The 26,674-nt window shown below is 52.1% G+C and carries 15 protein-coding genes; 6 read left to right on the top strand and 9 right to left on the bottom strand.

The genetic code is table 11. The features are described from left to right. Positions 1-27 precede the first annotated feature (27 nt). Together ACAN56_RS29580 and ACAN56_RS29575 are read right to left on the bottom strand one after the other, a co-directional pair. Complete coding sequence (locus tag ACAN56_RS29580; RefSeq protein ID WP_038588528.1) at positions 28-489, bottom strand: Dps family protein; 462 nt, start codon at positions 487-489, stop codon at positions 28-30. A gap of 372 nt (positions 490-861) precedes the next feature. Continuing rightward, positions 862-1,164: a YunC family protein gene (locus ACAN56_RS29575; protein WP_038588525.1), complete on the bottom strand. Its 303-nt coding sequence runs from the start codon at positions 1,162-1,164 to the stop codon at positions 862-864. Between the two features lie 201 nt (positions 1,165-1,365). Here ACAN56_RS29575 and ACAN56_RS29570 point away from each other — a divergent pair, with 201 nt between their 5' ends. After that, complete coding sequence (locus ACAN56_RS29570) at positions 1,366-1,872, top strand: hypothetical protein (RefSeq protein WP_379147363.1); 507 nt, start codon at positions 1,366-1,368, stop codon at positions 1,870-1,872. Between the two features lie 94 nt (positions 1,873-1,966). Here the strand turns inward: ACAN56_RS29570 and ACAN56_RS29565 are convergent, their stop codons facing one another. Next, positions 1,967-2,344 (bottom strand): DUF423 domain-containing protein, encoded by a 378-nt coding sequence (locus tag ACAN56_RS29565; protein WP_038588519.1) that lies wholly within the window; start codon positions 2,342-2,344, stop codon positions 1,967-1,969. Positions 2,345-2,516: 172 nt separating this feature from the next. On the opposite strand from ACAN56_RS29565, the gene ACAN56_RS29560 reads away from it, so the two are divergent. Beyond that, entirely contained in the window at positions 2,517-2,981 is a 465-nt protein-coding gene (locus ACAN56_RS29560) for a hypothetical protein (protein WP_156130844.1), read from the top strand. A 120-nt stretch (positions 2,982-3,101) separates the two neighbouring features. Here the strand turns inward: ACAN56_RS29560 and ACAN56_RS29555 are convergent, their stop codons facing one another. Both ACAN56_RS29555 and ACAN56_RS29550 read right to left on the bottom strand, forming a co-directional pair. Further along, on the bottom strand, positions 3,102-3,989 hold the full coding sequence (locus tag ACAN56_RS29555) for a hypothetical protein (RefSeq protein ID WP_379147361.1): 888 nt from the start codon (positions 3,987-3,989) through the stop codon (positions 3,102-3,104). 172 nt (positions 3,990-4,161) lie between these two features. Next, entirely contained in the window at positions 4,162-5,754 is a 1,593-nt protein-coding gene (locus tag ACAN56_RS29550; protein ID WP_379147359.1) for an amidohydrolase, read from the bottom strand. Between the two features lie 143 nt (positions 5,755-5,897). Between ACAN56_RS29550 and ACAN56_RS29545 the strand changes: the two genes are divergently transcribed. From ACAN56_RS29545 to yhbH, 4 genes are all read left to right on the top strand, one after another. Further along, positions 5,898-6,545: a class I SAM-dependent methyltransferase gene (locus ACAN56_RS29545; protein WP_379147357.1), complete on the top strand. Its 648-nt coding sequence runs from the start codon at positions 5,898-5,900 to the stop codon at positions 6,543-6,545. Positions 6,546-6,703: 158 nt separating this feature from the next. Further along, entirely contained in the window at positions 6,704-13,426 is a 6,723-nt protein-coding gene (locus tag ACAN56_RS29540) for a DUF7507 domain-containing protein (RefSeq protein ID WP_379147450.1), read from the top strand. After that, on the top strand, positions 13,423-15,108 hold the full coding sequence (locus ACAN56_RS29535) for a hypothetical protein (RefSeq protein ID WP_379147356.1): 1,686 nt from the start codon (positions 13,423-13,425) through the stop codon (positions 15,106-15,108). The genes ACAN56_RS29540 and ACAN56_RS29535 overlap by 4 nt, the downstream gene beginning before the upstream one ends. A 161-nt stretch (positions 15,109-15,269) precedes the next feature. Beyond that, complete coding sequence (yhbH, locus tag ACAN56_RS29530; RefSeq protein WP_038599129.1) at positions 15,270-16,433, top strand: sporulation protein YhbH; 1,164 nt, start codon at positions 15,270-15,272, stop codon at positions 16,431-16,433. A 286-nt stretch (positions 16,434-16,719) separates the two neighbouring features. On the opposite strand, the gene ACAN56_RS29525 is transcribed toward yhbH, so the two are convergent. The 4 genes from ACAN56_RS29525 to ACAN56_RS29510 form a co-directional block, all read right to left on the bottom strand. After that, complete coding sequence (locus ACAN56_RS29525; RefSeq protein ID WP_038588511.1) at positions 16,720-17,001, bottom strand: hypothetical protein; 282 nt, start codon at positions 16,999-17,001, stop codon at positions 16,720-16,722. A gap of 79 nt (positions 17,002-17,080) precedes the next feature. Continuing rightward, positions 17,081-18,073 carry a BtrH N-terminal domain-containing protein gene (locus ACAN56_RS29520; protein ID WP_038588509.1) on the bottom strand — a complete coding sequence of 331 codons (993 nt, stop codon included), beginning with the start codon at positions 18,071-18,073 and terminating at the stop codon, positions 17,081-17,083. A 33-nt stretch (positions 18,074-18,106) separates the two neighbouring features. After that, positions 18,107-21,817: an SDR family NAD(P)-dependent oxidoreductase gene (locus ACAN56_RS29515; RefSeq protein WP_379147353.1), complete on the bottom strand. Its 3,711-nt coding sequence runs from the start codon at positions 21,815-21,817 to the stop codon at positions 18,107-18,109. A gap of 105 nt (positions 21,818-21,922) precedes the next feature. Beyond that, a partial coding sequence (locus tag ACAN56_RS29510; protein ID WP_379147351.1) for an amino acid adenylation domain-containing protein occupies positions 21,923-26,674 on the bottom strand: 4,752 nt, incomplete at its 5' end.

The following is a 26,674-nucleotide window of genomic DNA, read 5'->3' as shown; positions in this document are numbered from 1 at the left end:
CAAATGTAATTTCGGGTCAGGCTGAAATCAGCCCAGGAACGAGCGCAGCATCCATTGCTGCTTCTCCAGATCGGAGCGGATCTTGATGAACAAATCGGCTGTCGGCTGATCACTGGCGTTCTCCGCAAGCTCAATGCCTTCCGTAAGTTCTTCGGATACCGTAGCAAAATCTTCAATGAGGGATTGGACCATGCCCCGGGCATCTTCTTTGCCCGTTGCTTCCTGAATGGTGGCAATCTCCAGATATTCTTTCATTGTAGCTGCAGGGCTGCCTTTGATACTCAGCAGGCGTTCAGCAACTTCGTCCATTTTCAGCGTAATATCATCATAAAGCTCTTCAAATTTCACATGCAGGGCGAAAAATTGTTCGCCTTTGACATACCAGTGAAAGTTATGAACTTTAACGTACAATACATTCAGGTTCGCAACTTGACGGTTGAGGACTTGTTCCAATGATGCAGTGTTTACTTTGTTAGATGCTTTAGCCATGATATGATCCCATCCTTATCCATAATTTAGCCGGCTGCTTGTCCAAGGTCCGGCCTTGCAATTGTCTATACTTACTTTACCCTTCCAGCGGTTAGCCGAAACAAAATTGAAGCCACACCTGCAGTGAAATCGAGCTCTCTCCGAGGGCTTAAACCAACTCCTTATCCGTAGGATGACCAAGATTGCCCGTCTTATGCCCTTTAACTGCCCTCACAAGTGGAAACGGCTTCGCCGTCCTCAAAAGGACGGTATCCGTTTCAGCGAGAAATAGAAGGATAATTTATAGCGTAAAGCATATAAATGCTTATATTTCAACAAAAGGGCCCCCAAAGGGCCCCGTGCAACACGCCAAATCATTACGTTCATTACCGCTCAGAGCATGCGGAGCAATGCCTCACTGCCTGTCATCCCCGGCAAAATTCCAAGATTTTCCGCTTCTATAGTAACAGACTCCAGCGGAGCTGCCAGGAGCTGCGCCAATGTGCGTACGCCTACGGCCCGTGCGGCAATAATCTGCCGGTCACTAAGCATCTTATTCAGCAGTCCCACATCCAGCGCTCCGCACATAATATACCCTCGGCTTGTGCTGATGGTGAGCAGCGTTGTTTTGGGAAGTTTCACCTCGACTCCAACTAAGGTGTGATCTCCGACCTGAATAGGTTCTATGGTAACCAATAGCAGCGCCTCCTTTTTTCGTCATCCACGCTCTATGTGTATGCGGAGCCCTCTTGCTGTGTGTAGACGATGGTCCTATATCCTAATAAAATACAGAGACTTTAAGCCTTATTTCCAAGCAAAGAAGTATATGATTATTGTTTATTTAATGGTATAGTTTATTTACTTTAGGAATCGATTTAGTAAAAAGCTGGGGGATTTATGGACAAGAAACTACAACACACGGACGGAAATTATTTATTTAACGTCGACATCCTGATTAATGCCCGTACCAACCCGCTTGCACTGCAATATTTACTTGAAATGTTGAACAACAGCGACAAAATTACAGATTTCAACATTAACTCAGGTCTTGAGCTGGGAAGAACCATTGACAACCTTCTACGTTCTGCGAAGATAGCTCTGCAACAAGAGTCAGCCCCTCCAGTTCCATTTAAATTGCCAGTGAAGCCGGCGGACAAACAACCGGAAAAACCCGCAGAGGATAAGCCCTCAGTGGAAAGCCGTGCGGATGCTTATGGAAAGATCAGACAGTACATTCAGACCAATCAACTGGTCCGTATCCGGACGAACCGTCATGGTAAGCAGATGTCCATGCCCTGCCGTATTCTAAATTTTGATGAAGCGGCCAACTCTATAAGCATCTACCATGTTGATGAGAAACAGGTCTATACCTTTAACCTCAATGAAATTGACGAATTTCATTAGCACGAACCTGTGCAGCACAAACAAGCACCCTACCGGAATGGCATTCCGTGAAAGGTGCTTGTTTTATTTGCTTATGCCTTCCGGTTGACTTCAGTCAGTTCTTGCGGGAAAGGGCTTCCCAGGCCAGACATATCCAGCCGGCAATAAAACAAACGCCGCCGAGCGGGGTAACCGCTCCAAGGATTTTGATCCCGGTAATACTCAGTACGTACAAGCTGCCGGAGAAGAGAACAATTCCTGCGATCAGCAGCCTGCCGCTCCAGCGCAGGCGGACACTCTCTCCCCATTGTCCTGCAATAATCGCGACCAATATCAGTCCCAGTGCATGAATCATATGATAATGCACACCGGTTTCATACACCTTCATGTAATCCTCGCTGATCGAAGCCTTCAGCATATGCGCTCCGAATGCGCCGATCCCCACTGCCAGCATAGCCAGCAAAGCTCCCCAGGCGATAAATCTCCGTTGCATAATCAGAATACAACTCCTTATTATTGGACTTCCCCTATCTTACCTTACCAACAGGGGTCAATTCCAGCGGAGTTCCGGGATTTTTTCAATGTGGGACTTGCATTTGAAGCGTTCTTATGAAAAAGTGGATAGTATCAAGAATCCATTCTTTTACAAGGAGCGCACTTTTATTATGGACTATAATTCTCCACCAAAATCCGACTCACAGGAATCCCGGCAGGACAGCCTATTTCCAGGACAAAATGATCTGTCAAAACCTGAAGTACCTTACACCTACCAAGCGAATAAACGTGATTTCAAACATTCCGGCCCAGGTATCGCCTCTTTTGTGATCGCGCTGGTCACGTTTATCGGTTATGCAATTACTTTAGTGGTGGTAGGGAAGCAGGCTTCTTCCATTCTTAGTGAAAGCAACAGCGGCATCAATGAGTCTGCAGGAACCTTCATGTTTCTGGGATTGACCGTTTTGATACTTGCAGCTGTTAATGTAATCGGAGCAGTTGTCGGAATTATCGGGCTGACTCTCCGCAACCGCCGAAAAGTGTTCGCCGTCATCGGCACCATTATCAATGCTATCATCCTTCTGTTGTTCATGCTGCTCATTTCTACCATTCTGGTCAATGCCGGCTCCTACTGATTATCCCGCTATTTACTTTCATTAATAGAAAAGAGCCACTCCCGTCGTTCGTGGAGTGGCTCTTCTCTTATCTAATACTGCAACTCAAGCTGAAATGCAGGCAATTCAGCCTGCCGCCTGCTAGCGGCTTATGATGGAATCCAGCGACACGTAGACATGTGGCCCGAAGCCTTCCGAGGCCTCTCTCTGTGGAATATTGAGTTTGATCATGTAGCCCTGGCCGTCAATTTCCTTGACGATCGTTTGCCGGGTCAGGCCGAGACCTGTTGCGGTCAAATATAACCGCAGGTCAGACATTCTGAGATCGCGCTCTTCCTTGCTGAGTGCTGTCACCTTGCCAGTAGCAGACAATTCCTTACGGCCTTCCTGCTCCAAAAGATCGAGATTAAAATCAGAAGGCAATTTTTCAATTTCAGCGTAATAATCAGGATCCACCTTCATAGATAACCGGTTGCTTGCCGCATCAAAGGTAAAGATATCAAATACATAAAGCGAATAACCTTCTCCGTCCGCAAGCGTGGCAGTCTTCTCTTCCGCCATACCTTCCAGCGTAAGCTTCATGGTTCGGGTCTCCGGCAGTTTGGTCACCGGGGCTGCCCCTTCTTCCGCCTTGGACAGCTTAGAAAGAATCCGCTGGACGACGGAAGGATCACCCTCCACCGGCTTTTCTACATATTCAAAAACTACAGGGTCCTCCATCTCAAGACCTTCAAGCACACTCTCGGTGCCAGCACCCAGTTCAAAAGCGGTAGGGCCTTCTTCCGTTTCTATTTCAATCGAATGACTGTCAATTTGACCGACATAGCTGCCGGTTCCTTGGATGACCTGTGCTTCAGCAGTAGCGGTAGGACTAGGTGCAGGCGCTGCTGTGTTTGCCACAGGTGAAGGAGAAACCGTTGCCGAAGGCTCACCCGGAGCCTCAGCAGGAGTGTTGCCTCCGCAAGCGGTTAATGTCAGCATCAATACAGCGACTGCCGCAATAGCCGGTAATGAACGTTGTGATTTCATGTTGACTGCCTCCTCATAGACGTGCGGTATGGTCAATATCTGCTTACTACCCTTATTAACGTTTAACCCATAGTCAGGGTTGCATAAACTTTGCCGAAATTGATGGGGAGCGCACTAGAAGTGTATGCGGCGGCATTTCTTCAGCTCATCATCCGGTACCCGGACTGCTTTTTCATTGCGCACAGTAGGCGACTTTCCCGTTGACCACAGTCATCCGTACGTTCACCTGCAGCAGTTCCTCGGGATCGCTCAACACGTCACGGTCAATTACCGTGAAATCCCCCTGCAAGCCCGGTGTGATACGTCCGCGTTCACGCTCTTCTCCCGCGGCAGCCGCACTGCCCGTTGTGAACAGACCTATCGCCTCCGGGATGCTCAGCTTCTCACCCGGCAAGTAGCCCTCATGGGATTCCCCCGGCTTGCGGCGGGTAACGGCAGCGTGCAGGCCAAGAAATGGATTCAGCGGCTCAATGGGCGCGTCACTGCCACCGGCACAGGTAATTCCGGCCTTCATCAGCTTATTCCAGGCATACAGATGCCCTGTTCTTGCCGGGCCTACCCGTTCCAGCACCCAGGGAAAGTCACTGGCCACAAAACGCGGCTGGATATCGGCAATGAGCCGAAGTCCGCGCATTTGCTCCACCAGCGCGCCATTCAGCACCTGGGCATGTATGAAGCGGTCCGGCAGGACGGCTTCCGGAGACAGCCGGTGATGGTCCATCGCAGCCAGCGTCATCCGGGCTGCCGCATCTCCGATCGCATGCACAGCAACCGGGAATGACAGCCGTCTCGCCGCGCCGACAATTTCATTCAGCTTCTCCTGTGTATGGATCGCGATGCCGGATGTATCCGGGGCATCGCTGTAAGGCTGCTCCAACAGTGCGGTCCGTCCGCCGATGGCACCGTCGGCGAACAGCTTAACCGCACCAAGCCGCAGCCACTCGTCACCGCTGCCTGCCTGCAGCCGCAGCTCCTCCACCTCCTGCAGATAGCCATAATACAGCAGCTGGTGTGTGCGGAAGAACAGGCCTTCTTCGCGCAGCTCACGGTGAATCTGCAGCATCGTTTCCACACTGTCCAGCAGCCGCAGATCCTCTGTATGCACGGCTGTAAGCCCCAGGGAGAGCGCGTCGGCAATTCCCCGGCGGACCGCATTCTTCTTGGCGGCATAATCGGGTGCCGGCTGCACGGCATTAAACGGCTGTGAGGCATCCTCATAAATCCAGCCGTTCAGCTTCCCTTCAGCGTCACGGCCGTAGGCTCCGGAAGCGAAGTCTGGAGTGGATTCGGTCACGCCTGCCCGCCTGAAAGCCTCGCTGTTGCCGAGGAAGGCATGAAAGCAAGTACGCGTAAGGAATACGGGATGCCGCTCTGTCACCGCATCCAGCTCGGATATATGCGGCGCTGCGGCAGGCCGGAATTCATTCTCGTTCCAGTTCAGCCCGAGGATCCATTCCCCGGGAGGCGTAATCTCTGCGCGTCTGGCAATTGCATGCAGCATCTCTTCTTTGGAGGTCATACCCGTGAAATCCAGCATGTCCAGCTTCATCCCGTGCATACCCAGATGCACATGCGCATCGGTCAGACCGGGCAGCACATAGGCTCCGTCCCAATCGACAACGTTGTATTCTCTGCCGCTAAGCTGCAGGGCCAAGTCCCTGCCCTCTCCAGCGGCAGTGATCCTGCCGTGCTCCACATATACAGCGTCATCGCCGGATTGGCTGCGAAATGGCAGAACGCCATTTTTAAATAAGGTTGCGGTCATGTACTTCTGCTCCTTTGTTATAACAACTTTTATATTAAAAGCATGTTTCTTTCAATCTATGGGCATGAGCCGGAAGCATGCAGCTGTGGAATTAATACTATGGTGAAGAGCCCTATTTACGTCCCTAAAAAGGAGTGGTTTCCTTGAAAATCGATATCGGCTGCGGTTCCGCTAAAGAATTGGGTTATCTGGGAATCGACTGCATTTCATACCCCGGGGTGGATCTGGTCTGCGATATTAATAAAGGCATTCCACTGCCGGACAATACTGCCGAATTCATTATGGCCAGCCGAGTTCTGCCCTATGTAAACAATCTATTTGCGGTGATGAAAGAGATTCACAGAATCAGCATCCATAAAGCCGTTGTCTGTATTCTTGCACCTTATGCACACAGCTTCGCTCACGTCTCCAATCCTTTTTTCAAACAAAAATTCGACGAGTACACTCCCCGGTATTTCACAAACCGCTTTTTCCAGCCTTCCGCAAGTCCGCTCTCTCCGGTGATTCCCGATTATCCGGTCCCTTCGCCGCCCTTCGATTACAGACTGCTGCGGATGGAGCTGTTCTATCAATACCCGTTTAACGACTCGCTCTACGAAGCAGAAGAACTCGAGATTCTCAAGACGCTGCAATCTAATGTAGTTCATGAAATCATGTACCACTTTGCCGTCATTAAGAAAGAAATCACCCCGGAGGAGCTCGAAACCATGAGCAGAAAATCTTATCCTGAACCGCGTGTGCTGCTGGAACGGCGGCTTCTCTCACAGCATAGACAAGATTTCAGCAAGTAGAAATATAAATATGTATTTTTAAAAAAATCCCCCGTGGACAAACAATTATGCCCGTCACCCGTCATAGGCTAATATACCACAAGAAATTTGGCACATCGTCCTTATCCAGGAGACGGTCTGCTTTTTTTCGTCTGCGCAGTTCAGCAACCTTGAAGGAGGTGAAAATTATTCCTCTAGTCGTTCGGGCTACGATTAACGCAACAGGCGCAATTACATTTACCGGTAATACACTTGGACTAAGCAGATCCGAAACGGCCGGGGTGCCCGGTACACAGGATAGTATAGGTGCATTCAGTACGGTCAACACGGCCTCTGTATTCGGCACCTACCCAGCCGGTACGACCAGCCTGTACCAGAACAACAGCTCAGCCGCCATACTGACGCTTCCCGCAGGAAGCACCGTGCTGTACGCAGAACTGATCTGGGCCGGCTCCTATATTAACGGCTCGGTTAATCTCAGCGCCTTCATCAATAATCCGGTCTCCTTCACCACACCCGCAGGGAGTACGACCAGTGTAACTCCAGATGCAGCCACTGCTAATACTATAGATCTGGGAAACGGGGCCTCCGCCTATGTCCGCTCAGCCAATGTCACCAGCATTATTCAGGGCGGCGGTGCCGGAACCTACACGCTCAGCGGTGTCGTCGGCACCATCGTAATCACGGGTGATGCAACCGCCAACCATGCCGGCTGGACACTTGGTGTGATCTACCAGAACCCCTCCCTTCCCTTCCGCAATATGTCGCTGCGGGCAGGAGCTGTGCTTGTACAGGCCACTTCAGCCCCGGTTGTCACGACTATTACGGGTTTCGCCACACCGGTCACCGGCGCTCTGGGCGGACGCATCTTGTTCAGCGCGCAGGAAGGCGACGCGAACCGTTCAGGCGACCAGGCGCTGTTCGGCCCGACCTCCGCCACACAGGTGGCCTTGTCGGGTCCCAACAACTTTGCCAACAACTTTTTTGCTTCGCAGATTAATAATGACAGCGGCGCTCTGAATACGACCGGAACCTTCGGAACCCGCAACCAGACCAACGGCAGTCCAGGCACCAATATCATCGGTGGACGGCAAGGCTGGGACATTACCAACGTCGACGTTTCGGCAAGGCTGGTGAACAACCAGTCCTCTGCACTGCTGACGCTGACCACCTCTGGCGATGCCTATGTAGTCAACGCGAATGCGCTCCAGATCAATATTAACGCTCCGGTAATCACGCTGACCAAAGGCTCCAATGTGGCCGGTCCGATCGTTGGTGATACGATAACCTATACCGTTACCATCAACAATACAGGTACTGCCAGCGCTACGAGTGTGGTACTGTCAGATACACTGCCAAGCGGCTTGACCTTTGTAGCCGGAAGCGTTGTGGTCGCCGGCGTTTCCAGACCTAGCTATGATATTTCAGCCGGCATTCCCTTAGGGTCACTGGCACTCAGCTCTTCTGTAACGGTTACATATCAGGCCAGAGTGACCTCGCTGCCGCCCAGTCCGCAGACGATTGCCAACTCTGCTAATGCCGCATTTACATTCCAGAGTGTGGCCGGCGGCCCCATTGTTTCGGGAGTTATCCCTTCCAATACAGTAACGGTTCCAGTGTACTCGCCGGTTCTGGGTATGGTCAAAAGCGCCAACACCGTCAACGCAACCGTTGGCGATGAGATTACCTATACCTTGCAAATCTCCAACACGGGAAATATCGGTGCGTCCACGACGCTGACCGACAACATCCCTGCCGGAAGCACCTATGTTCCCGGGAGCTTTACCGTTAACGGGACTCCCTTGGCAGGCAATCCCGCCACGGGCATCGCAATCGGCACGATTGCCGCCGGAGGAAGCTCCACCGTTCAGTTCAGGGTTGCCGTGAACAGTCTGCCGTCGCCGCCGCAGTTAACCGACCAGGCCACTGCAGCCTATACCTTCCTGGTGCCTGACGGACGTACCGTGGCCGGTTCAGCTGCATCGAATACGCTGACCCTTCCGGTGACACTGCCCAATGTTACAGTGGTCAAAAGCACCAGCTTCCCTGACGTTGCCGTAGGGGACACTTTGACCTATACCTCCGTCATCAGCAATAACGGGATTTCGGCGGTAACACATGTTGTCCTGTCCGATCCGATTCCTGCAGGCAGCACCTTTGTTCCGGGCAGTGTGACTGTTTCCGGCTCATCCCGGCCGGTCGCAGACCCGGCAACGGGAATCTCTGTGGGGGCAATTCCTCCTGACAACAGTGCAACCGTAGCTTTCCAAGTGACGGTCACCTCTGTACCGGGAACCGGACAGCTGTCCAACCGTTCTTCGGCATCCTATAGTTCCGGGATGTTTACAGGCATTTCCCAATCCAACATCACCACAACACCTGTGTATCAGCCTGTCATTGGCATTGTCAAAAGCGCAAGTCCGGCCAGTGCGACTGTAGGCGGCAACGTGCTTTACACCCTTCAGGTGCAAAACACAGGGAATCTGGCAGCAACCGTCACCCTAAGCGACAATATCCCCGCCGGCTCTTCCTTTGTTGCGGGAAGCGTTACAGTGAACGGTTCCGCTCGTCCTGCGGATTCTCCGCTCACCGGAATTCCACTGGGGGCCGTGGCTCCCGGTTCTACGGTAACCGTCAACTTCCTGACTACGGTGCAGTCACTGCCTTCTCCGGCGGTATTGACCGACCAAGGAAGCAGCAGCTATACCTACCAGTTGCCCAGCGGACGTTCCCTCAGCGGGGGAAGCCTCTCGAATACGGTCAGTATCCCGGTTTCCGCACCGAATATCACCTTATTCAAAACAGCCAATCTCTCCGCCATCGCTGTCGGTGAGAATATAACCTATACCGTAGCGGTATCCAATCCGAGCGGGGTGGCTGTAAACAACGTCGTCCTGTCTGATCCCGTACCCGCGGGAGGAGCATTTGTGGCTGGGAGCGTCACGGTGAACGGGGCTTCTGTACCATCCGCCAATCCGGGGGCGGGCATTGCTCTTGGTACCATCGCGGCAGGGAGCAATGTGATCGTCACCTTCAAGGTGAATGCTGCCTTCCTGCCAAATCCCTCCGAACTGAATAACCGGGCCAGCGCATCTTTCACGGCAGGAGCGTTCAGCGGAACTGCCCTGTCCAATACAGTGACAACTCCGATCTTCATTCCGGTCATCACTCTCGTTAAAAGTGCCAACAGCGCCCAGGCTTCGGTAGGCAGTTCCCTATCCTTCTCGATCCTGATCAGCAACACCGGTAATATCGCCGCCACGCTGAACCTGACTGACAGTTTACCGCCACAAGCAGTATTTGAACCGAACAGCGTCATCATTGGCGGAACACCGCTTCCCGGTTTCAACCCGGTGACCGGAATCCCGGTAGGTCCGCTTGTGCCGGGCGATAGTGTCACCGTCAGTTTTCTGGTCACCGTGACGGCGCTGCCCCCGGGCCAGCAGCTGCTCAATTCGGCTGCTGCTGCAATCAGCTTCACTCTGCCTGACGGACGGCAGCTCGGAACAAACGCTGTTTCGAACACGCTCAGTGTTCCTGTCTCCGCTCCCAATGTCAGTATCGTCAAAAGCGTGAACGCCATTGATGCCGTTACGGGTGACATTCTTAAGTTCACCTCGGTGCTGACGAACACCAGCATCGCGGCTGTCAGCAACATCATTCTCAGTGATCCTCTGCCTGAGAATGTTGCTTTCATTCCCGGAACCGTAATTGTGGGCGGCGTTTCCCAGCCGCAATCAGTTCCGTCCGCCGGCATTCCAATCGGCAGTCTGGCCCCAGGGGCGTCAGTCGCCGTAACATTCGAGGTGAGGATAACAATGCCGATTCCTTCACAGATCAACAACCAGTCGACCGTCAGCTTTACCTCCGGTGTATTCTCCGGTTCTTCATCTTCCAACGTAACCACGACACCGGTAATACAGCCGCAGATTTCCCTTGTCAAAAGTGCCAATGATCTTAATGCAACAGTTGGCGAATCCATTATCTACATGATTGTTGTCAGCAACACAGGCAATCTGGCTGCCAATGTTACTTTGACTGACAACATTCCCGCAGGGACTACCTTTGATCCCAACAGCGTTATCGTTGGCGGCTTTCCGCAGCCGGGAGCCGCACCTGATACCGGTATTACCGTCGGCACCGTAGCTCCGGGGGCCAGTGTTACCGTCAGCTTCACTGTCTTTATTGTCTCCTTGCCTTCACCACAGCAGCTTGTCAATCAGGCCTCCTCCTCCTTCACTTTCACTCCGCCTGACGGCCGGCTGCTTACGGGTACGGCTGTATCTAATACGGTAACTATCGCGGTCTCCGCTCCCAATCTTTCCGTAGTGAAGAGCACTCCTGCAACAGCAGCTGCCGTTGGAGATACGATTGCCTATTCCGTAAGCATTACCAACACCGGAATTGATCCCGTAAATAATGTATTACTCAGTGATCCCGTGCCTGACGGATCCTCATTTATACCCGGCAGCGTATCAGTAAACGGAGTGCCTTTCCCAAATGCCAACCCGTCTTCCGGGATTGCGATCGGAACGTTGGCCTCCGGCGCAACTGCAATCGTCTCTTACAGCGTAACGGTCATTTCCGTTCCCGCTGACGCCTCTATTGACAACCAGGCGACCGTTACCTATACCTCGGGTATTTTCTCAGGTACTACTTTGTCGAACCCGGTAGCCGTTCCCGTCTTCCAGCCGAATGTCTCTGTGGTTAAAACAGCCAGCACCGCTAATGCCACAGTCGGCGATACCGTAACCTATACCTTGACTGTCAGCAACACCGGCAATTATGGAGCCACTCTGAACGTAACGGACAATATTCCGGCAGGAACCACTTTTGTGCCCAACAGCGTCCTGATCAATGGGCTGCCTCTGCCGCAGGCTGATCCCACTACCGGTATTACCGCTGGAACTGTCGCTGCGGGAGCCACTGTCGCCGTCACTTTCTCAGTTGTGATTACCTCACTGCCGTCTCCGCAGGTGCTGGTCAATCAGGGGACCGCAGCGTACAGCTTTACTTTGCCTGACGGACGCACAATCACCGGTTCAGCACTCTCCAACACGGTCACGATTCCTGTATCCAGCCCGAATCTCGCCGTGCTCAAATCCACCGCGACAACGGCAACCACCATTGGGGACACGATTACCTATTCCGTGACCTTGACGAATAACGGGATCGAAACCGTCAATAACGTTGTCTTTACGGATGCTCTTCCTGCAGGTACCGCCTTTGTGCCGAACAGTGTGCTTGTGGACGGTGTCGGACGGCCCGGGGCTTCACCTTCTACCGGGGTAACCATAGGCAGTATCGCTCCCGGAGCTTCAGTGACCGTAGCCTTTACTGTAACCGTAACTTCGCTGCCAGCAACCGGACTGCTGAACAACCAGTCCTCCGTCAGCTTTACTTCCGGAGCACTTTCCAACGTAGCATTCTCCAATATTGTCACCACACCGGTCTACGAACCGATAGTGGCAGCAGTCAAAAGCGCAAGCTCTGTCAATGCTACCGTCGGGGATACCATTACCTATACCGTAATTGTAAACAATACAGGCAACTATCCGGCTACTGCTACTTTGACCGATACGATTCCGGCAGGAACCCTACTTGTAGCAAACAGTGTGCTGATTAACGGATTCCCGTCCCCGGGAGCCGATCCCGCAACCGGCATTCCGCTCGGTTCTATTGCTGCCGGCGCCAGCTTAACAGTCACTTTCTCTGTTCTGATCACTACGCTGCCGCCAAACCAGCAATTGACCAACCGGGCTACCATCACCTTTGCGTATACCCTGCCGGACGGCCGGACCTTCAACGAATCAGCAGTCTCCAACATCAATCAGATTTCCGTTTCATCGCCTAACGTATTGGTATCAAAAGCCTCCACTGTAACAGATGCCGTAGTAGGTGATACCGTTCCCTACACAGTCACCGTTACCAATAGCGGGATTGCATCGGTCAACAATGTCGTGCTTAGCGATCCGATACCACCGGGAGCTTCCTTTGTCACAGGCAGCGTAGTTGTCGACAGCACTCCTCTGCCGGGAGCGAACCCGGCCAATGGAATTTCCCTTGGCACTCTGGCTCCGGGAGCTTCTGTCCAGGTCTCCTTCAATATTGTTGTTACTGCGCTGCCGAATCCACCGAGCCTTAATAACCAGGCGTCCGTGAGCTTTACCTCCGGTGCTTTCTCGGGTGCTTCCTATTCCAATAACCTGATTACTCCGGTGTATCAGCCGATAATCAATATCCTAAAGAGCGCGGATACAGCCAATGCAACCGTCGGAGACACTGTCACTTACTTCATTAGCGTCACAAACACCGGGAACTTGCCGGCTGTGGTTACCCTTACGGACTCCATCCCTGCAGGAGGTGTATTTGTTCCGAACAGTGTGCTGGTGAACGGTGTGCCGCAACCGGGAGCCGATCCGGCAGCCGGAATCAACCTTGGAACGGTTGCCCCTGGAGCTACAGTCGTCATGACAGTCACCCTGCAGGTTACCGTGGCTTCGCTGCCTTCACCGCAGCGACTCGTCAATCAGGCAGCCGCAACCTTCACGTTCACGCCGCCGGACGGACGTCTGCTCTCAGGCTCTTCCTTGTCCAATGTACTTGTGATCCCTGTATCGTCTCCGGACGTCACCGCAGTCAAGAGCACACCGGCTATCGATGCCGTAGTCGGCGACACCCTTACCTATACAATTGTCGTGACGAACAACGGTATCGTCGCCGTCAACAACGTTGTGCTGGTTGACCCGATTCCGGCCGGAAGCCAATTCGTTGCGGGCAGCGTTACCGTAGACGATATCGCCCGTCCTGGGGCCAACCCCGGATCAGGCGTTGTCATCGGCACGATTGCTGCCGGAGCTTCAACAACTGTAACCTTCAAGGTTCAGGTAATCGCGACATGACCCCTGGCTCATTTCCTCAACCTGTCGTGACGAATCAGTCCATGGTACTGTTCAGCTCGGCAGCGGGTATAGACGCTATAACCTATTCCAATACCGTCCATACCCCGGTCCTCAGCCCCGTACTTTCCTTATTCAAAAGTGCGGACAAAACCAGCGTCTCCCTTGGGGAGACGCTGGTTTACTCGCTTGTTGCCAAGAACAGCGGCAACGTGGCTGCACTGGCAACGATCAGAGATATTCTCCCTGAAGGCGTATCCTTCATTGCTAATAGTGTGCTAAGAGACGGAGTCCCCCTTCCCGGGGTATCTCCGTCTTCCGGCATACCGCTGGGAATAATATCACCGCAGACACAGGTCCGCATCGCCTTCCAGGTCATTGTCGTTTCGCTTCCCCCCTCACTGGAGCTTCGCAATGAAGCCAGGGGATTTTATTCTTTCACTACACCGGAAGGCAGGCTTGTGCAAAGCGAAATCCTTTCCAATCCGGTAGCAGTTTCTTTGCTTTCCTACCAGCTCTCCACCCTTCTGGCCGCAAGTACTCCGACTACCTTTACCGGAGATGTAGTCACTTATATGCTGCAGCTCAGGAACGAGGGAGCACGGCTGCTGAACGATATTATCGTATTCATTCCCGTGCCGGATGGAGCCATTTTCGTTCCGGGAAGTGTTGTCGCCGGGGGTATCTATTATCCCGATGCTGATCCGGCAGAAGGAATCCGGCTGGGAGGCCTAAGTACAGACACAGCCGCCGAAATTTCTTTTCGCGTACGGATCACGTCAGTCCCTGAGAATTCCCTGTTAACAACGCAGGCGCGCACCACCTACCAGGGAGATGAAGCTACTGATACCACCGAGAGCAATACCTTGGAAATATCCATTATCCAGGCAGGCGTTACAGTCAGTCTAAAGGTTGATCGCTACAGCGCGGCGCCCGGAGACAACCTGCATTATAAGTTCACCGTACAAAACAGCGGAAATCTGGCTGTAAATGCTGCACTGGTGGATGCAATTCCTCCAGGAACATTGTTCATCTGGGACAGCGTTATGGTTGACGGTGTGCCCATGAAGGGTATTAGACCGGGAGAATTCATCCCGCTGGGCACAATAAGAGCCGGCTCTGTGGTCCTCGTGGAGTTTCTTGTGTCTATCCCTGCAGCCACTGATATCAAGCAGACACCGGCGGTGCAGAACCAAGGCAATCTGCAATATACCTTCACACTGCCAGACGGACGAAATGTAAGACTGGTTGCCCGCTCAAATGCGGTTACCACCTTGATTCTGTCGCCGGTCATATCCATTGAGATGAATGGTGAACCGCCGATTGTCGAGCCCGGGGGGACTGCCCAATTCAGGATTTCAGTGACCAATAGCGGCAATTATCCTGCCGACGTTTCTGTCATCCGGATCGTGCCCCAAGGAAGCATAATTGAGTCCGACATCGTTACGGTCAGTACCCTTACCTCATCTGAAGCCTCTTACCGGGGGACGATGCCGCTGGGTACAGTGCAAGCTGGTCAGACGGTCCATCTCACTTATTTTGTCAGAATCAATGACGATTTCATGGGCCGGTCCCTTCAAGGCTCCTCGACCGCGCTGTACCTGTTCACGATTGACGGCCGGAGATATTCCGGGGAATCCCGGTCAAACAGCTATAAGCTTAATATTGAAGAGATCAGTGAATAAGGGATCAAAGTTCCCGGCTCCGCAGTTTATACCCATTGATATCTTCACATATCCTCCCTACCCCTGAATATACTTTAGTTACAGCATGCCTCAGAGTTACTCTCTTTAAGAAGCATGTGCTTACGCCCGTACCGATTTATATTCCATGGGAGGTGGTCATCCTGTCGCAATCACCCGGTCCATATGCGTTTGTCGTGTCAAAAGAAGACTGGTCCCTTCACCGCAAAGGCCATCAGGATCAGGAACGTCATCAGCAGAAGGTCAGGGAAGCCATTAAGGATAATCTGCCCGACCTCGTTACCGAAGAGAACATTATCATGTCGGACGGAAAACAGATTGTGAAGGTGCCGATCCGCAGTCTGGATGAGTACCGGATTATCTATAACTTCCGCAAGCAAAAGCATGTCGGCCAGGGAGACGGAGACAGCCAGGTTGGTGATGTGCTCGGGCGTGATTCACAATCTGCCCAACCGGGCAAAGGTGACAAGGCCGGCGATCAGCCGGGTCAGGATACGGTTGAGGCTGAAGTGAACCTCGAGGATTTGGAGGACATTCTGTTCCAGGACCTGGAGCTGCCCCACCTAGCACCGAAGGATAAAGAAGAGATCGAGGTCAAGTCCATCGTCTTCAACGATATCCGTAAAAAAGGCATGATGTCGAACATCGACAAGAAGCGCACCTTGCTGGAGAATCTGCGGCGCAACGCCAGCAACGGAAATCCCGGCATCCACAGCATCAGTCCCGACGATTTGCGCTATAAAACCTGGGATGATATTACGGTTCCTCATTCCAATGCAGTCATCATCGCCATGATGGATACCTCCGGATCTATGGGGACCTTCGAAAAATACTGCGCCCGCAGCTTCTTTTTCTGGATGACCCGCTTCCTGCGCCGGCAATACGAAAAGGTCGAGATTGTGTTCCTGGCTCATCATACGGAAGCCAAAGAGGTCAGTGAGCATGATTTCTTCACCCGGGGTGAAAGCGGGGGCACGATCTGCTCGTCAGCCTACCAGAAGGCGCTGGAGATTATCGACAGCCGGTATCCGCCGGCCAAATACAACATCTATCCTTTTCATTTCTCGGATGGCGACAATCTCACCTCGGATAACGAACGTTGCGTCAAGCTGATCGGGGAGCTGCTGAAACGCAGCAATATGTTCGGATACGGCGAGGTGAACCAGTACAACCGCAGCAGCACGCTGATGTCCGCCTACCGGCATCTGAAGCAGGAGCAGTTCATGCATTATGTCATTAAGGATAAGAAGGAAGTGTACCAGGCGCTCAAGACCTTTTTCGGCAAAAGAGATTTGGCGAAATCGTGATGAGCGGGATTTAGAGGAGAACTAATAAGATAATAAGAAGGTATCCCACGGGCTTCATTCAACAAATTCAAATCGGGCGGGTAAGCGATGTCCCTTGGTACGCAGGTGACGGCATCCAACAGAGCTTCTCTTCGAACCGCATCGGTCAGCATCTGCCGTGAGTGACATATCCCCTAAAATAAAAATGCAGCGCGTAGCCTAAGCGGATACACGCTGCATTTTTATACTGCACCTAGCCCCTGACTGAAGATCCCTTCCCTAAATACAAGCTTTTTCAGGGCTACCATTAATCATTCCTGTTTTTTGCAATAAATTCAGCAATTTGGATAAAACTCCGATCTGTTAGTATATTCAGGTCTCCTTGCAGCACCACGTTAAACTTTTTTTCAATATTAACGAGAATCATGATGAAATCAAGGGAATTAATATAATTGGACAACTCCAGGTCACCTTCCAAGCTGGTCAGCAATCCAGTTTCACCCGATTTTCCTGCTTCTTCAGCTCTTTGCAAGAGATGAGCATTAATGATTTCAAGCAATTCCTGAGTAATCGTATCCATGGAATGCATAGTAGACGCTCCTTTGTATGGACCTAGTATGTGTTAACACCATCATCGATCTGTATAATCCCGTTCATCTGTGTACTCTTCATCGCTTCGTTAAAAAGGTTTCGTAAAACTTTAACTCGGCATCGTAAATACTGCTGATTCGATCCGGCAATTCGGCGAATTGTTCAACTTTAAACTGATTGGAGTATACATATTTGCCCACGATCGCTCTAATCATGCTCCACTCATTAGTAATACTCTGTAGAATGGCACTTAAAGGCTCCTGCTCCATCTGCAAAAGCTTCAGCTTGTAGCTCTCCGCTTGTTTCGCCAATATGATTGAATTCAGCTTATCGAGTTGCTGTGCAGCATAATCTATAGATATGTGCGCTTGCTGCATCAATCTCCCATACCACAGCTCCGACACTTCCAGCAGCTGGTCTAGACCTTCTGTAATTACATTCATATTTGCCTGAATGAGTTCCTGATATTGTTCCGCTTCGCCGGAAATCATGGAAGCAGCTTGATTCAGCTTATAAAATTCATAGTAGGAATCCAGCTTCATTTGTCCTTGATTGAATTCATGATCAAATTCAATATAAGCCCGCTCCAAATCTTCCATCCGAATTGTTTTTTTATCATAGGACAGGTTCTCCATCTGCAAATGTTCAATAATATGAAAATGGCCGGTACAATCATTATATCCATGAACTAAGATGGTGTGTGGCAAATGCTTCTTCCGAAAAGTGTCTTTGCGAATCGGCAATTCGTAACAATCAACCCATAGTATCACAGGTCTCCCCATGTCTACCGCACTCTTGATTTTGTCAATGACTGTTCCGGCAAACTGTTCCTTCTCGACTGCGATTCCAAGCCCTGCAAGAGCTTCAATAAGACCCTTATTGCTTCTGTAAGAGATTCCGCAAAGAGCGCCTTCCCCTGTCAGGGCCGTTTCATACACAACCCAATCGTTAATCAGTAACGGCAATATACTAAGCTGAAAATGCCGTATAACCGGAAACAACGAATTATACAAGCAGCTTTGATAATAGATTTCGTTAAAAGGTTCTATCGGTTCAATGATTTTTGCCATCCCTTTTTCCCCGCTTTCACTTCAAGCACGCACTCAGTCCTCAACCTTAGAATTCGAGTTTTCCAGAGTTTCCGCTATTTTCTCAAGCGTCCGGTCTTGTTCAATATTTAAATGGTCTACCGCCACACCATGCTTTTCCAGCTCAACCTCCACCCGGATAAGCAATAAGGAGTGTCCCCCCAAGTCGTAAAAATTGTCATCCACCCTCATCACATCACGTTCGAACAGTTCTCCCCAAATGCTTGCCAATAATTTCTCAAGTTCGGTGTATTCACCGGATTCTCTTCCAACCAGCTGTACGTTCTTGAAGAACGGTTGTTCCTGAATCTGACCATTCATCGCTACTTGATTTGCGTGTACAGCATTCATCTCTCCCAGAATCACTCTGGGCCGATTCGAATATAGGATTTGATCAAGTGCAGCCAGCGCAGAACGAGGTGTAATATGGCTAATACCTTTATCGCTTTCTTTGACGCCGTAATTAGCAGCCATACCGACTTCCTTCCAGGCCGGCCAATTGATAGAACAAGCCGTCATACCTAATCGGGATCGGTAGGAAGCGAATGAATCCATAAACCTGTTGGCAGCCGTGTAGTCCCCTTGACCCACTCCCCCAGTAAGCGAAGCGAGCGACGAGCACAGCACAAAAAAGTCAAGGTCATTGTCTTTCGTAAGCAAGTGTAAGTTCCATGTCCCCATTACTTTAGGAGATAAGACCGCGTCCATTTGCTCTTGGCTTCTCCTGAACAGCATCCCGTCTCCTGCGATGCCTGCAGCATGAAAAATTCCACTAATATTTCCGAAGCTGGCTCTAATCTGCTGGATCAGCACGTCCATTTGATCGAAATCGGTAACATCCGCGCTGTAAGAATGTATGGTTGAACCCAGACTCTCCATTTCTTCTATGCTTTCAATGATGCGTTTTCGTTTAGGATCATCCCCCGCTTTAATAGAGCTCCATTCTTCACGGCTCGGCAAGGGCGTCCGGCTTACAAGGGCAATGGAGATTTGCTGTTGTCTCGCCCAATGTTTGGCCACTTCTAAGCCAATCCCCCCATGTCCTCCTGTAATGACATAGACACCATTGTGGCGAATGGAAACGGCTTCGGTTGTTCCAAGATCCGCTGCCTGTAAGCTTTCTATATATCTAACGCCGTTGCGGTATGCAAATTCTGTCGCTTCTCTGATTGATGATAACATTTGCCCAATTACGGGAGGTTCAATCGTTATGTCCAAATCAAAGCTGCGAGTGTACAGGTACGGATGTTCTTGATGAATAACCTTCGCCATCCCGAGCATAGCGGCACCGATCGGATCGATCTGTGGCTCGTCCCCTGTCACGGCATTTGCAAATCGGGTAAGGACAGAAATCACTGTTTCTTGTCTTCGCTGCTTCTTGAATAATGCTTTTGATAAAGAAGCCAAGCTGTACACGCTGCGAACGAGGCGTTCCTGCAGCTCCAAGGTATGGTGCGGCAGCCGTTCTTCGAGATCAAAGGCATGGATGACATGCCCAACCTTTCCTACTTGCTCGATCAATAAGAGGTAGTCAGAGTCATTGCCTGAAATCACGTATTCATAATCCGTTACTTTGCTGTACTGGGGTCCATAATAAACTTCAATATAATCCCGGTTTTGTCTTTCCAGCAATGTACAGATCTGGCCGCAAACCGGAGCCGTTGTTCGAAAGAAAACCGTCATCCCGTCAATGGGTTCCGGGAGTTTGTCATTAATACTTTGGGGCACCCATTTTGGCTGGTAATAACAATACTCCTCTTCATGCACGGATGTTAAAGTCTCACGTCTCTCAACAGGCTGTGTATGCTTCTCCGGAATGTTGATCCAGCATCTGCTTTTCGAATAGCTGTAGGTCGGCACACTGACTTTATTGTAAGAACGTGTCGGATATAACAGTTTCCAATTCATCTCTGTTCCTTGTGTATAAGCCTGAGCGAAATCATGAAACGTTCTTCCCGCACCGGACGAATCTTTGCTAATATTGGACAGAAGTTCTTTGACGTGCTCGGAAGCGGAACCGGATGCAGTTTCATAATTCGGCCAGGTGACTTTGTTAGCGCTGACGTTATGGCTGCCGTAATAAATATGATGCTCTTCCATCGTAACGAATGGGGTTTTTAGAAATCGCTCCAATTGCTGAAGCAGTTCTTCTATGCTGCATGCCTTCAGCACCAAGCGGTGAGCGTAGTGGCCTCTCCCCGTATTAACGGTGTAGCAAATATCCCCGATTCTATGCTGGCCGGCAGAACTCGATAGGAAAAGTATATATCTGTTTACCATATCTAACAGGTTCGTTTGTTCCATGGCAGATAAGGTGAAAATATGATGCAAATTGTCAGGGGAAGCCTCTGTTCGTTCAGGAGCCTCCTCTAATACGACATGGCAATTCGTTCCGCTTAAACCGAACGAACTTACCCCGCATCTTCTTTTTGAACCTGGTGAACGCTCCCACTCGATTAACCGGTCTGCAATATAAACGGGCGAATTAATAAACGATATATTAGGATTAGGTTGTTTAAAATGCAGCATCGGTGGAATTTGTTGATGCTCTAAGGCCAGCACGGCCTTAATAAAACCGGCGATTCCCGCTGCATGATCCAAATGACCGATATTCGTTTTGACAGAACCGATGGCGCAAAATTGCATCTTTGAGGTATGCTTGCGGAATGCATTGTGTATCCCTTGGATTTCGATAGGATCTCCCAGCTTTGTTGCCGTACCATGGGCTTCCAGATATGAAATGGATTCGGGATCGATTCCCGCATCTTGCCATGCTCTTAGAATAACCCGCTCCTGTGCGGCTGGATTCGGTGCTGTTAGTCCTACCGAGCTTCCATCTTGATTCCATGCGCTGCCCTTAACGACCGCATAGATATGATCATGATCCAGCATCGCTTGATGCAGTGGTTTCAACAGAACAGCCGCGACTCCCTCTGCAGTATTTGTTCCATCCGATTCTGCATCGAATGTTCGCGTGTACCCGTCTGATGATTCAGTTCCCATTTTGTAGTCATTCGCCTGACTGGCCGGTAACATATTGATTCTGACGCTTCCCGCTATCGCAGTATTGCATTCGCCTGCGCGGATAGAGCGGCATGCCAGATGAAGTGCAGACAAAGATGAAGAGCATGCAGTATCCACCAAACTGCTGGGGCCTTTAAAATCAAATATATAGGAAATCCTCCCGGCAATAATCGATTTTAGATTACCTGAAGTTGTCAGACCCACAAGCTCCGGAGCGGACCTTTGCGCGAGTGCTTTGTATTCATTGAGCCCGTCGCTTGATAATCCGACAAATACTCCGGTTTCGCTGCCAACGAGCTCCCTCCCCCCGTATCCCGCATCCTCCATAGTGGCATAGACAGTCTCCAGAAAGAGCCGTTGGTGCGGATCCATTAACTGGGCCTCAATAGCCGGCAGAGAAAAAAACTTATAATCGAACATGTCGATGTTACCAAGATAAGTAGCTTTCTTAAATTCCTTAGGGGCGATGCCGCTTTGCTTTAGCACATCTGTAATATCTTTTTTGCGTGTTTGCGGAATTTCTTCTATTAGACTCTTCCCTTCAACCATACAATTCCAAAATTCATTTGTATTTTTTGCGCTCCCAATCTGACAGGATACACCAATCACTGCAATATCCTTACTTGAGATTTGTTCAAACTTGATATTCTCGTTCGTTGATAGCACTTCGGAAGTATCGAAGTCGACTAGTCTTTTTTTCACATCGTACCCTCCAATTCGAAACATGCTCTGATGTATAATCGGTAGAACAGAAGAGAAGGACCTTCGCTTGCCTTCTCCTCTCTTCTCCTGTTCACTTCACGTCTCTTACAGACCGACCTTTTTTTCACATTGTTCCAGCATTTTAGCCAATAAGCTTACGAACTGGCGAAGCAGCCTCTCTACAGACGTTTGTAAAATCCGGCCCTGGTTGTACTCACATGTCATGGACTGGACAATGCCAGCCTCTCCACAATTGAGCACAAGATCAAACTGCTTTGCAAAGCCTGACGGCAATGGGTCAGCGCCTGTAAATGCACAAAGGATTTGGCCTTCTTGCGGCTCATAAGCAGCATACTTCACCTGGTCCCAATGAAATCGCCCTTCCGTTTTCAGGTATCCGTCTACTATTGCAAAAACTTCCTCCAGCTCTTCGGCTTCCCGGAACGAAACCTCAACCCGGCATACATCGCCGCCTTCTATCAAGCAAGGCAAAGTAACCGTTTCTGTATGTGCGTATTCCGACATTAAATATGCAAAAGCGGTCAACAGCACAGACATCTTTTGAATGCTGTAGTGACTCGAAATGCGTTCCAAGCTTTGACTCGTTCGTTCCGAGAGCTCAAAGCGCAATACATCGCCCGGAATGTAGACACCTTTCTCGGCCATACCTGACGTTGGGAATGCGAGGGGGAGGTGCTTCCATGTAGATGCTTGTTTTTGCACATGGACCGTTTCGATATACTGAGCCAATTGACGCACGTTCGGGTTTCCGAACAAATCCGCTACAACAAGTACACCCGGATACTTTTGCTCTAATTTGGAATATATATCCATAATGCGCAATGAGTTTCCACCCACATGGAAGAAGTTATCCGTAACCCCGATGTCGTCTTTGTGAAGAACCTCTTGCCATACTTTCAAAATTCCAGACTCAATCTCAGTAGCAGGCGGCAGTTTTTCTTCTTGATCATCCATGGCCACATCTGGAACAGGCAGAAGTGTTCGGTTCACTTTGCCGTTATTATTGAGCGGAATATGGTCCAATTCCACAAAATAGGACGGGATCATATAGTCCGGCAGATGTCTGGACAGGTGAGCATGTATTTGGGCTACAGTCAGCGGCATGCTGCATACCAGATAAGCGCATAGATATGCCTGCCCTTGCTCGTCCTTCCGGTCGACTACGACAGCTTCACGGATATGCCCATGCGCCTGAAGCTGCGCCTCGATCTCCCCGCACTCGATCCGGTAGCCGCGGATCTTCACTTGATGGTCGGTCCTGCCCAGGTACTCCAGGTTGCCGTCCGGCAGCCATCTCGCCAAATCCCCGGTCCGGTACATCCGCATCCCCGGCTCGAACGGGTTGTCTACGAACTTCTCCGCTGTCAGGTCCGGCCGGTTCAGATAGCCCCGGGCCACGCCGGCTCCCGTGAGACAGATTTCGCCCGGCACACCCATGGGCAGTAACCGGCCTTCCTGATCCAGAATATACACCCGCACATTGGACACCGGTTTACCGATCGGAACGATTCCCATCTCTTCTTCCGCCTCGTCTGCCGGCCACATCGTGGCGCACACCGTCGTTTCCGTCGGCCCGTACGCATTGATTAAGTTGACGTAAGGACTCCACTTCCGCACCACCTCCTGCGGACAGGCCGAGCCCGCCGTGATGACCGTTCTCAACGGGCGGACCTGCTCCGGATGCATCCGTGTTAAGTACGCCGGCGGCAGAGTGATTACTGTAATGCCGTTTTCCCGGATGTACTGCTCGAACTCCCCGAGGTGATGGATCACTTCCACCGGCACTATATGCAATTGCGCCCCGCTGCACAGGCTCATCACGATTTCCGATAGAGAGGCATCGAACGAGAGCGATGCAAATTGGAGAATCCGGTCATCTCCGGTAATCTGCAGCGTACGTTGAAACATGGACGTCAAGTTGGCCACACTCCGGTGCTCGGCCATCACTCCTTTGGGCCGCCCCGTCGAGCCTGAAGTGTAGATGACGTATGCCAGGTTCTCCGGCCCGCTGACCGCTTCTAAATTGCAGCCATCGATACTGCTGCTTTCCCCGACAGACATTGTACCGGTCGCAGCGGTTTCGGCCTTTGCTATCGTCAGTCCCAGCTTCGCTCCCGCAAAGGCAGTTTCCGCCAGCAGCGCCTCATCGCCTATCAGCCACTGACTGCCGCTGTCCTCCAGCATGTATTGGATGCGCTCTGCCGGATAGGCCGGATCGATCGGTAAGTACGCCCCGCCGGCTTTCAGGATGCCGAGCACCCCGACGATCATCTCCACCGAGCGTTCCATCAGGATCGCCACGATGTGGTCCGGCCCCATACCTTGCCCGCACAGCGTCCACGCCAGCTGATTCGCCCGCGCATTCAGCTCCGTATAGGTGAGCTGCTGTTCCCCGTACACGGCCGCCACCGCATGCGGCGTCTTCTTCACCTGTTCCTCGAACAGACCGTGAATCGTCGCTTCCCGCGGATACTCCGCCGCCGTGTCGTTGAACCCGTGCAGCAGCTGTTGCTTCTCCTCTGGCGTGACAAGCTCATACGAGCCGATGCTTGCTTCCGGCTGCCCGGTGATTTGCGACAAGAGCTGCATGAAGTGCATCAGGTACCGCCCGGCTGTCTCCTCGTTGAACAGCGCGCAGCTGTATTCCAGCATCAGTTGAAGTCCTTGATCACTCTCCGCAACGTTCAGCGTTAAGTCAAACTTCGTCGCCAGGTGATTTAGCTCGACCGGACGAACGTCAACATCCGCCAGGGTAAAGCGCGCCTGCTCCATGTTCTGCAGCACCAGCATCGTGTCAAACAGCGGGTTGCGGCTCCGATCGCGCCGCACGTTCAGCTTCTCTACCAGTTCCTCGAACGGATAGTCCTGATGCTCGAACGCCACCAGCGTCCGCTCCTTCACCTCGCGCACGAAGTCCATAAACCGCTTCTCCCCGGACGGGGCGTTGCGCAGCGCCAGCGTGTTCACGAACATTCCGATCATCGGCTCCGTATCACCATGCGTCCGCCCCGACACCGGCGTCCCGACCACGATGTCGGTCTGCCCTGTGTACTTGTGCAGCCACACGTTATAGGCGGCCAGCAGTACCATGTACAGCGTGGCTCCGGTCTCCGCAGCGATTCGTTTTAGGGCCTCTGCCGTCTCGGCGTTCACTTCGGTGTATACCCGTCCGCCTTCACTGCTTGGCACCGCTGGACGCCTCCGGTCGGCCGGCAGCTCCAGCACCGGTGCTTCCTCCGCATAGGCCGACAGCCAGTACGCCTCATGCCCTTGCATCCGCTCCACCCCGAGCGTGCCCTGCTGCCAGACCGCGTAGTCCTTGTACTGGATCCGCAGCGGCGCCAGTTCCCNCACCGGCGCTTCCTCCGCATAGGCCGACAGCCAGTACGCCTCATGCCCTTGCATCTGCTCCACCCCGAGCGTGCCCTGCTGCCAGACCGCGTAGTCCTTGTACTGGATCCGCAGCGGCTCCAGCTCTTCGCCGGCATACGCCGCCATGAAGTCCGACACCAGAAGGTTCATCGACACGCCGTCCGACACGATATGATGCATGTCCCACACCAGCCAATGGCGCTCCTCCGCCAGCCGCAGCAGCCCGGCCCGCAGCAGCGGCGCCTGACTCAGTTCGAACGGCCGTACGAAGCTCCGGGTGAGTTCCCGGGCCTGCGCTTCATCTGCACCCCGGTATACCCATTCCAATGCCACGTCATCATGCACCTGTTGTCTCGGTTCGCCGTCGATCCACCTGAACGACGTGCGCAGCGATTCGTGACGGGCGATGACCGAGCGAATCGCTTGTTCCAGCCGATCCGCATCCACCTGCCCGGCCAGTTCCACGACGCCCGGCATGTTGTAGCGCGTGCTCTCCGGCTCCACCTCATGCAGCACGTATAGCCGCCGCTGCGCCGAAGACAGCGGATAATCCTTGCCCAGCTTCACCGGTTCGATGGCGTTGTATGCTATCTTCGACATCCCCTCGATCTTCTGCGCCTGCTCCTTGATCGTCGGCAGTCGGAATACGTCCTGCAGCGTCAGCTCTACGTTCATCGTCTTCTGGATTTTGGACACCAGCGCGGTTGCCCGCAAGGAGTGCCCTCCGATTGCAAAAAAGTCGTCGCTCATCCCAATGTTCTCTACGCCAAGCACGTCCTGCCAAATCCCAAGCAGCTTCCGTTCCGTCTCGGTACTCGCTGCCTCATACCGTTCTTCCGAATGCATTCTGGCATCCGGCTCCGGCAACGCTTTGCGGTTCAGCTTGCCGTTAGGGGTCAGCGGCAAGCGCTCCATCGGCATCATGTATCCCGGTATCATATAGGACGGCAGTGCCCGCCCGAGGTGCTCCCGAATCTCCGCCGAAGCCGTCTCCTGCTGCAGCACCACGTACGCGCACAAGTATTTCCCGCCGGCCGCATCCTCCCGGGCGATCACCACCGCTTCGCGGACCGCCTCATGCTTCAGCAACTGGTTCTCGATTTCTCCCAGTTCCACCCGGTAGCCGCGGATCTTCACCTGGTAATCTTGGCGTCCCAGGAACTCCATGTTGCCGTCCGGCAGCATGCGCCCCATGTCCCCCGTCCGGTACATCCGCCCCTGCGGCACAAACGGATTGGTCATAAACGATGCGCTGGTCTTCGCCGGATCGTTCAAATAGCCTCTGGCTACGCCCACTCCCCCGATATACAGCTCGCCGGCCACCCCGTACGGCACCGGATGCCGATCTGCGTCCAGAATGTAGAAGGTATTGTTCGCCAGCGGCTTTCCGTACGGAATGCCCGTTTGATCCGCCGTAACTTCCTGGATCGGATAGTAGTTAGACCATACGGTGGCTTCCGTCGC

Source organism: Paenibacillus paludis (genome assembly GCF_042610515.1).
In the GTDB taxonomy this organism is placed as follows: Bacteria; Bacillota; Bacilli; order Paenibacillales; family Paenibacillaceae; genus Paenibacillus_AQ.
The sequence above is the reverse complement of the archived record's forward strand: the minus strand, read 5'-3'. Positions and strand labels throughout refer to the sequence as shown.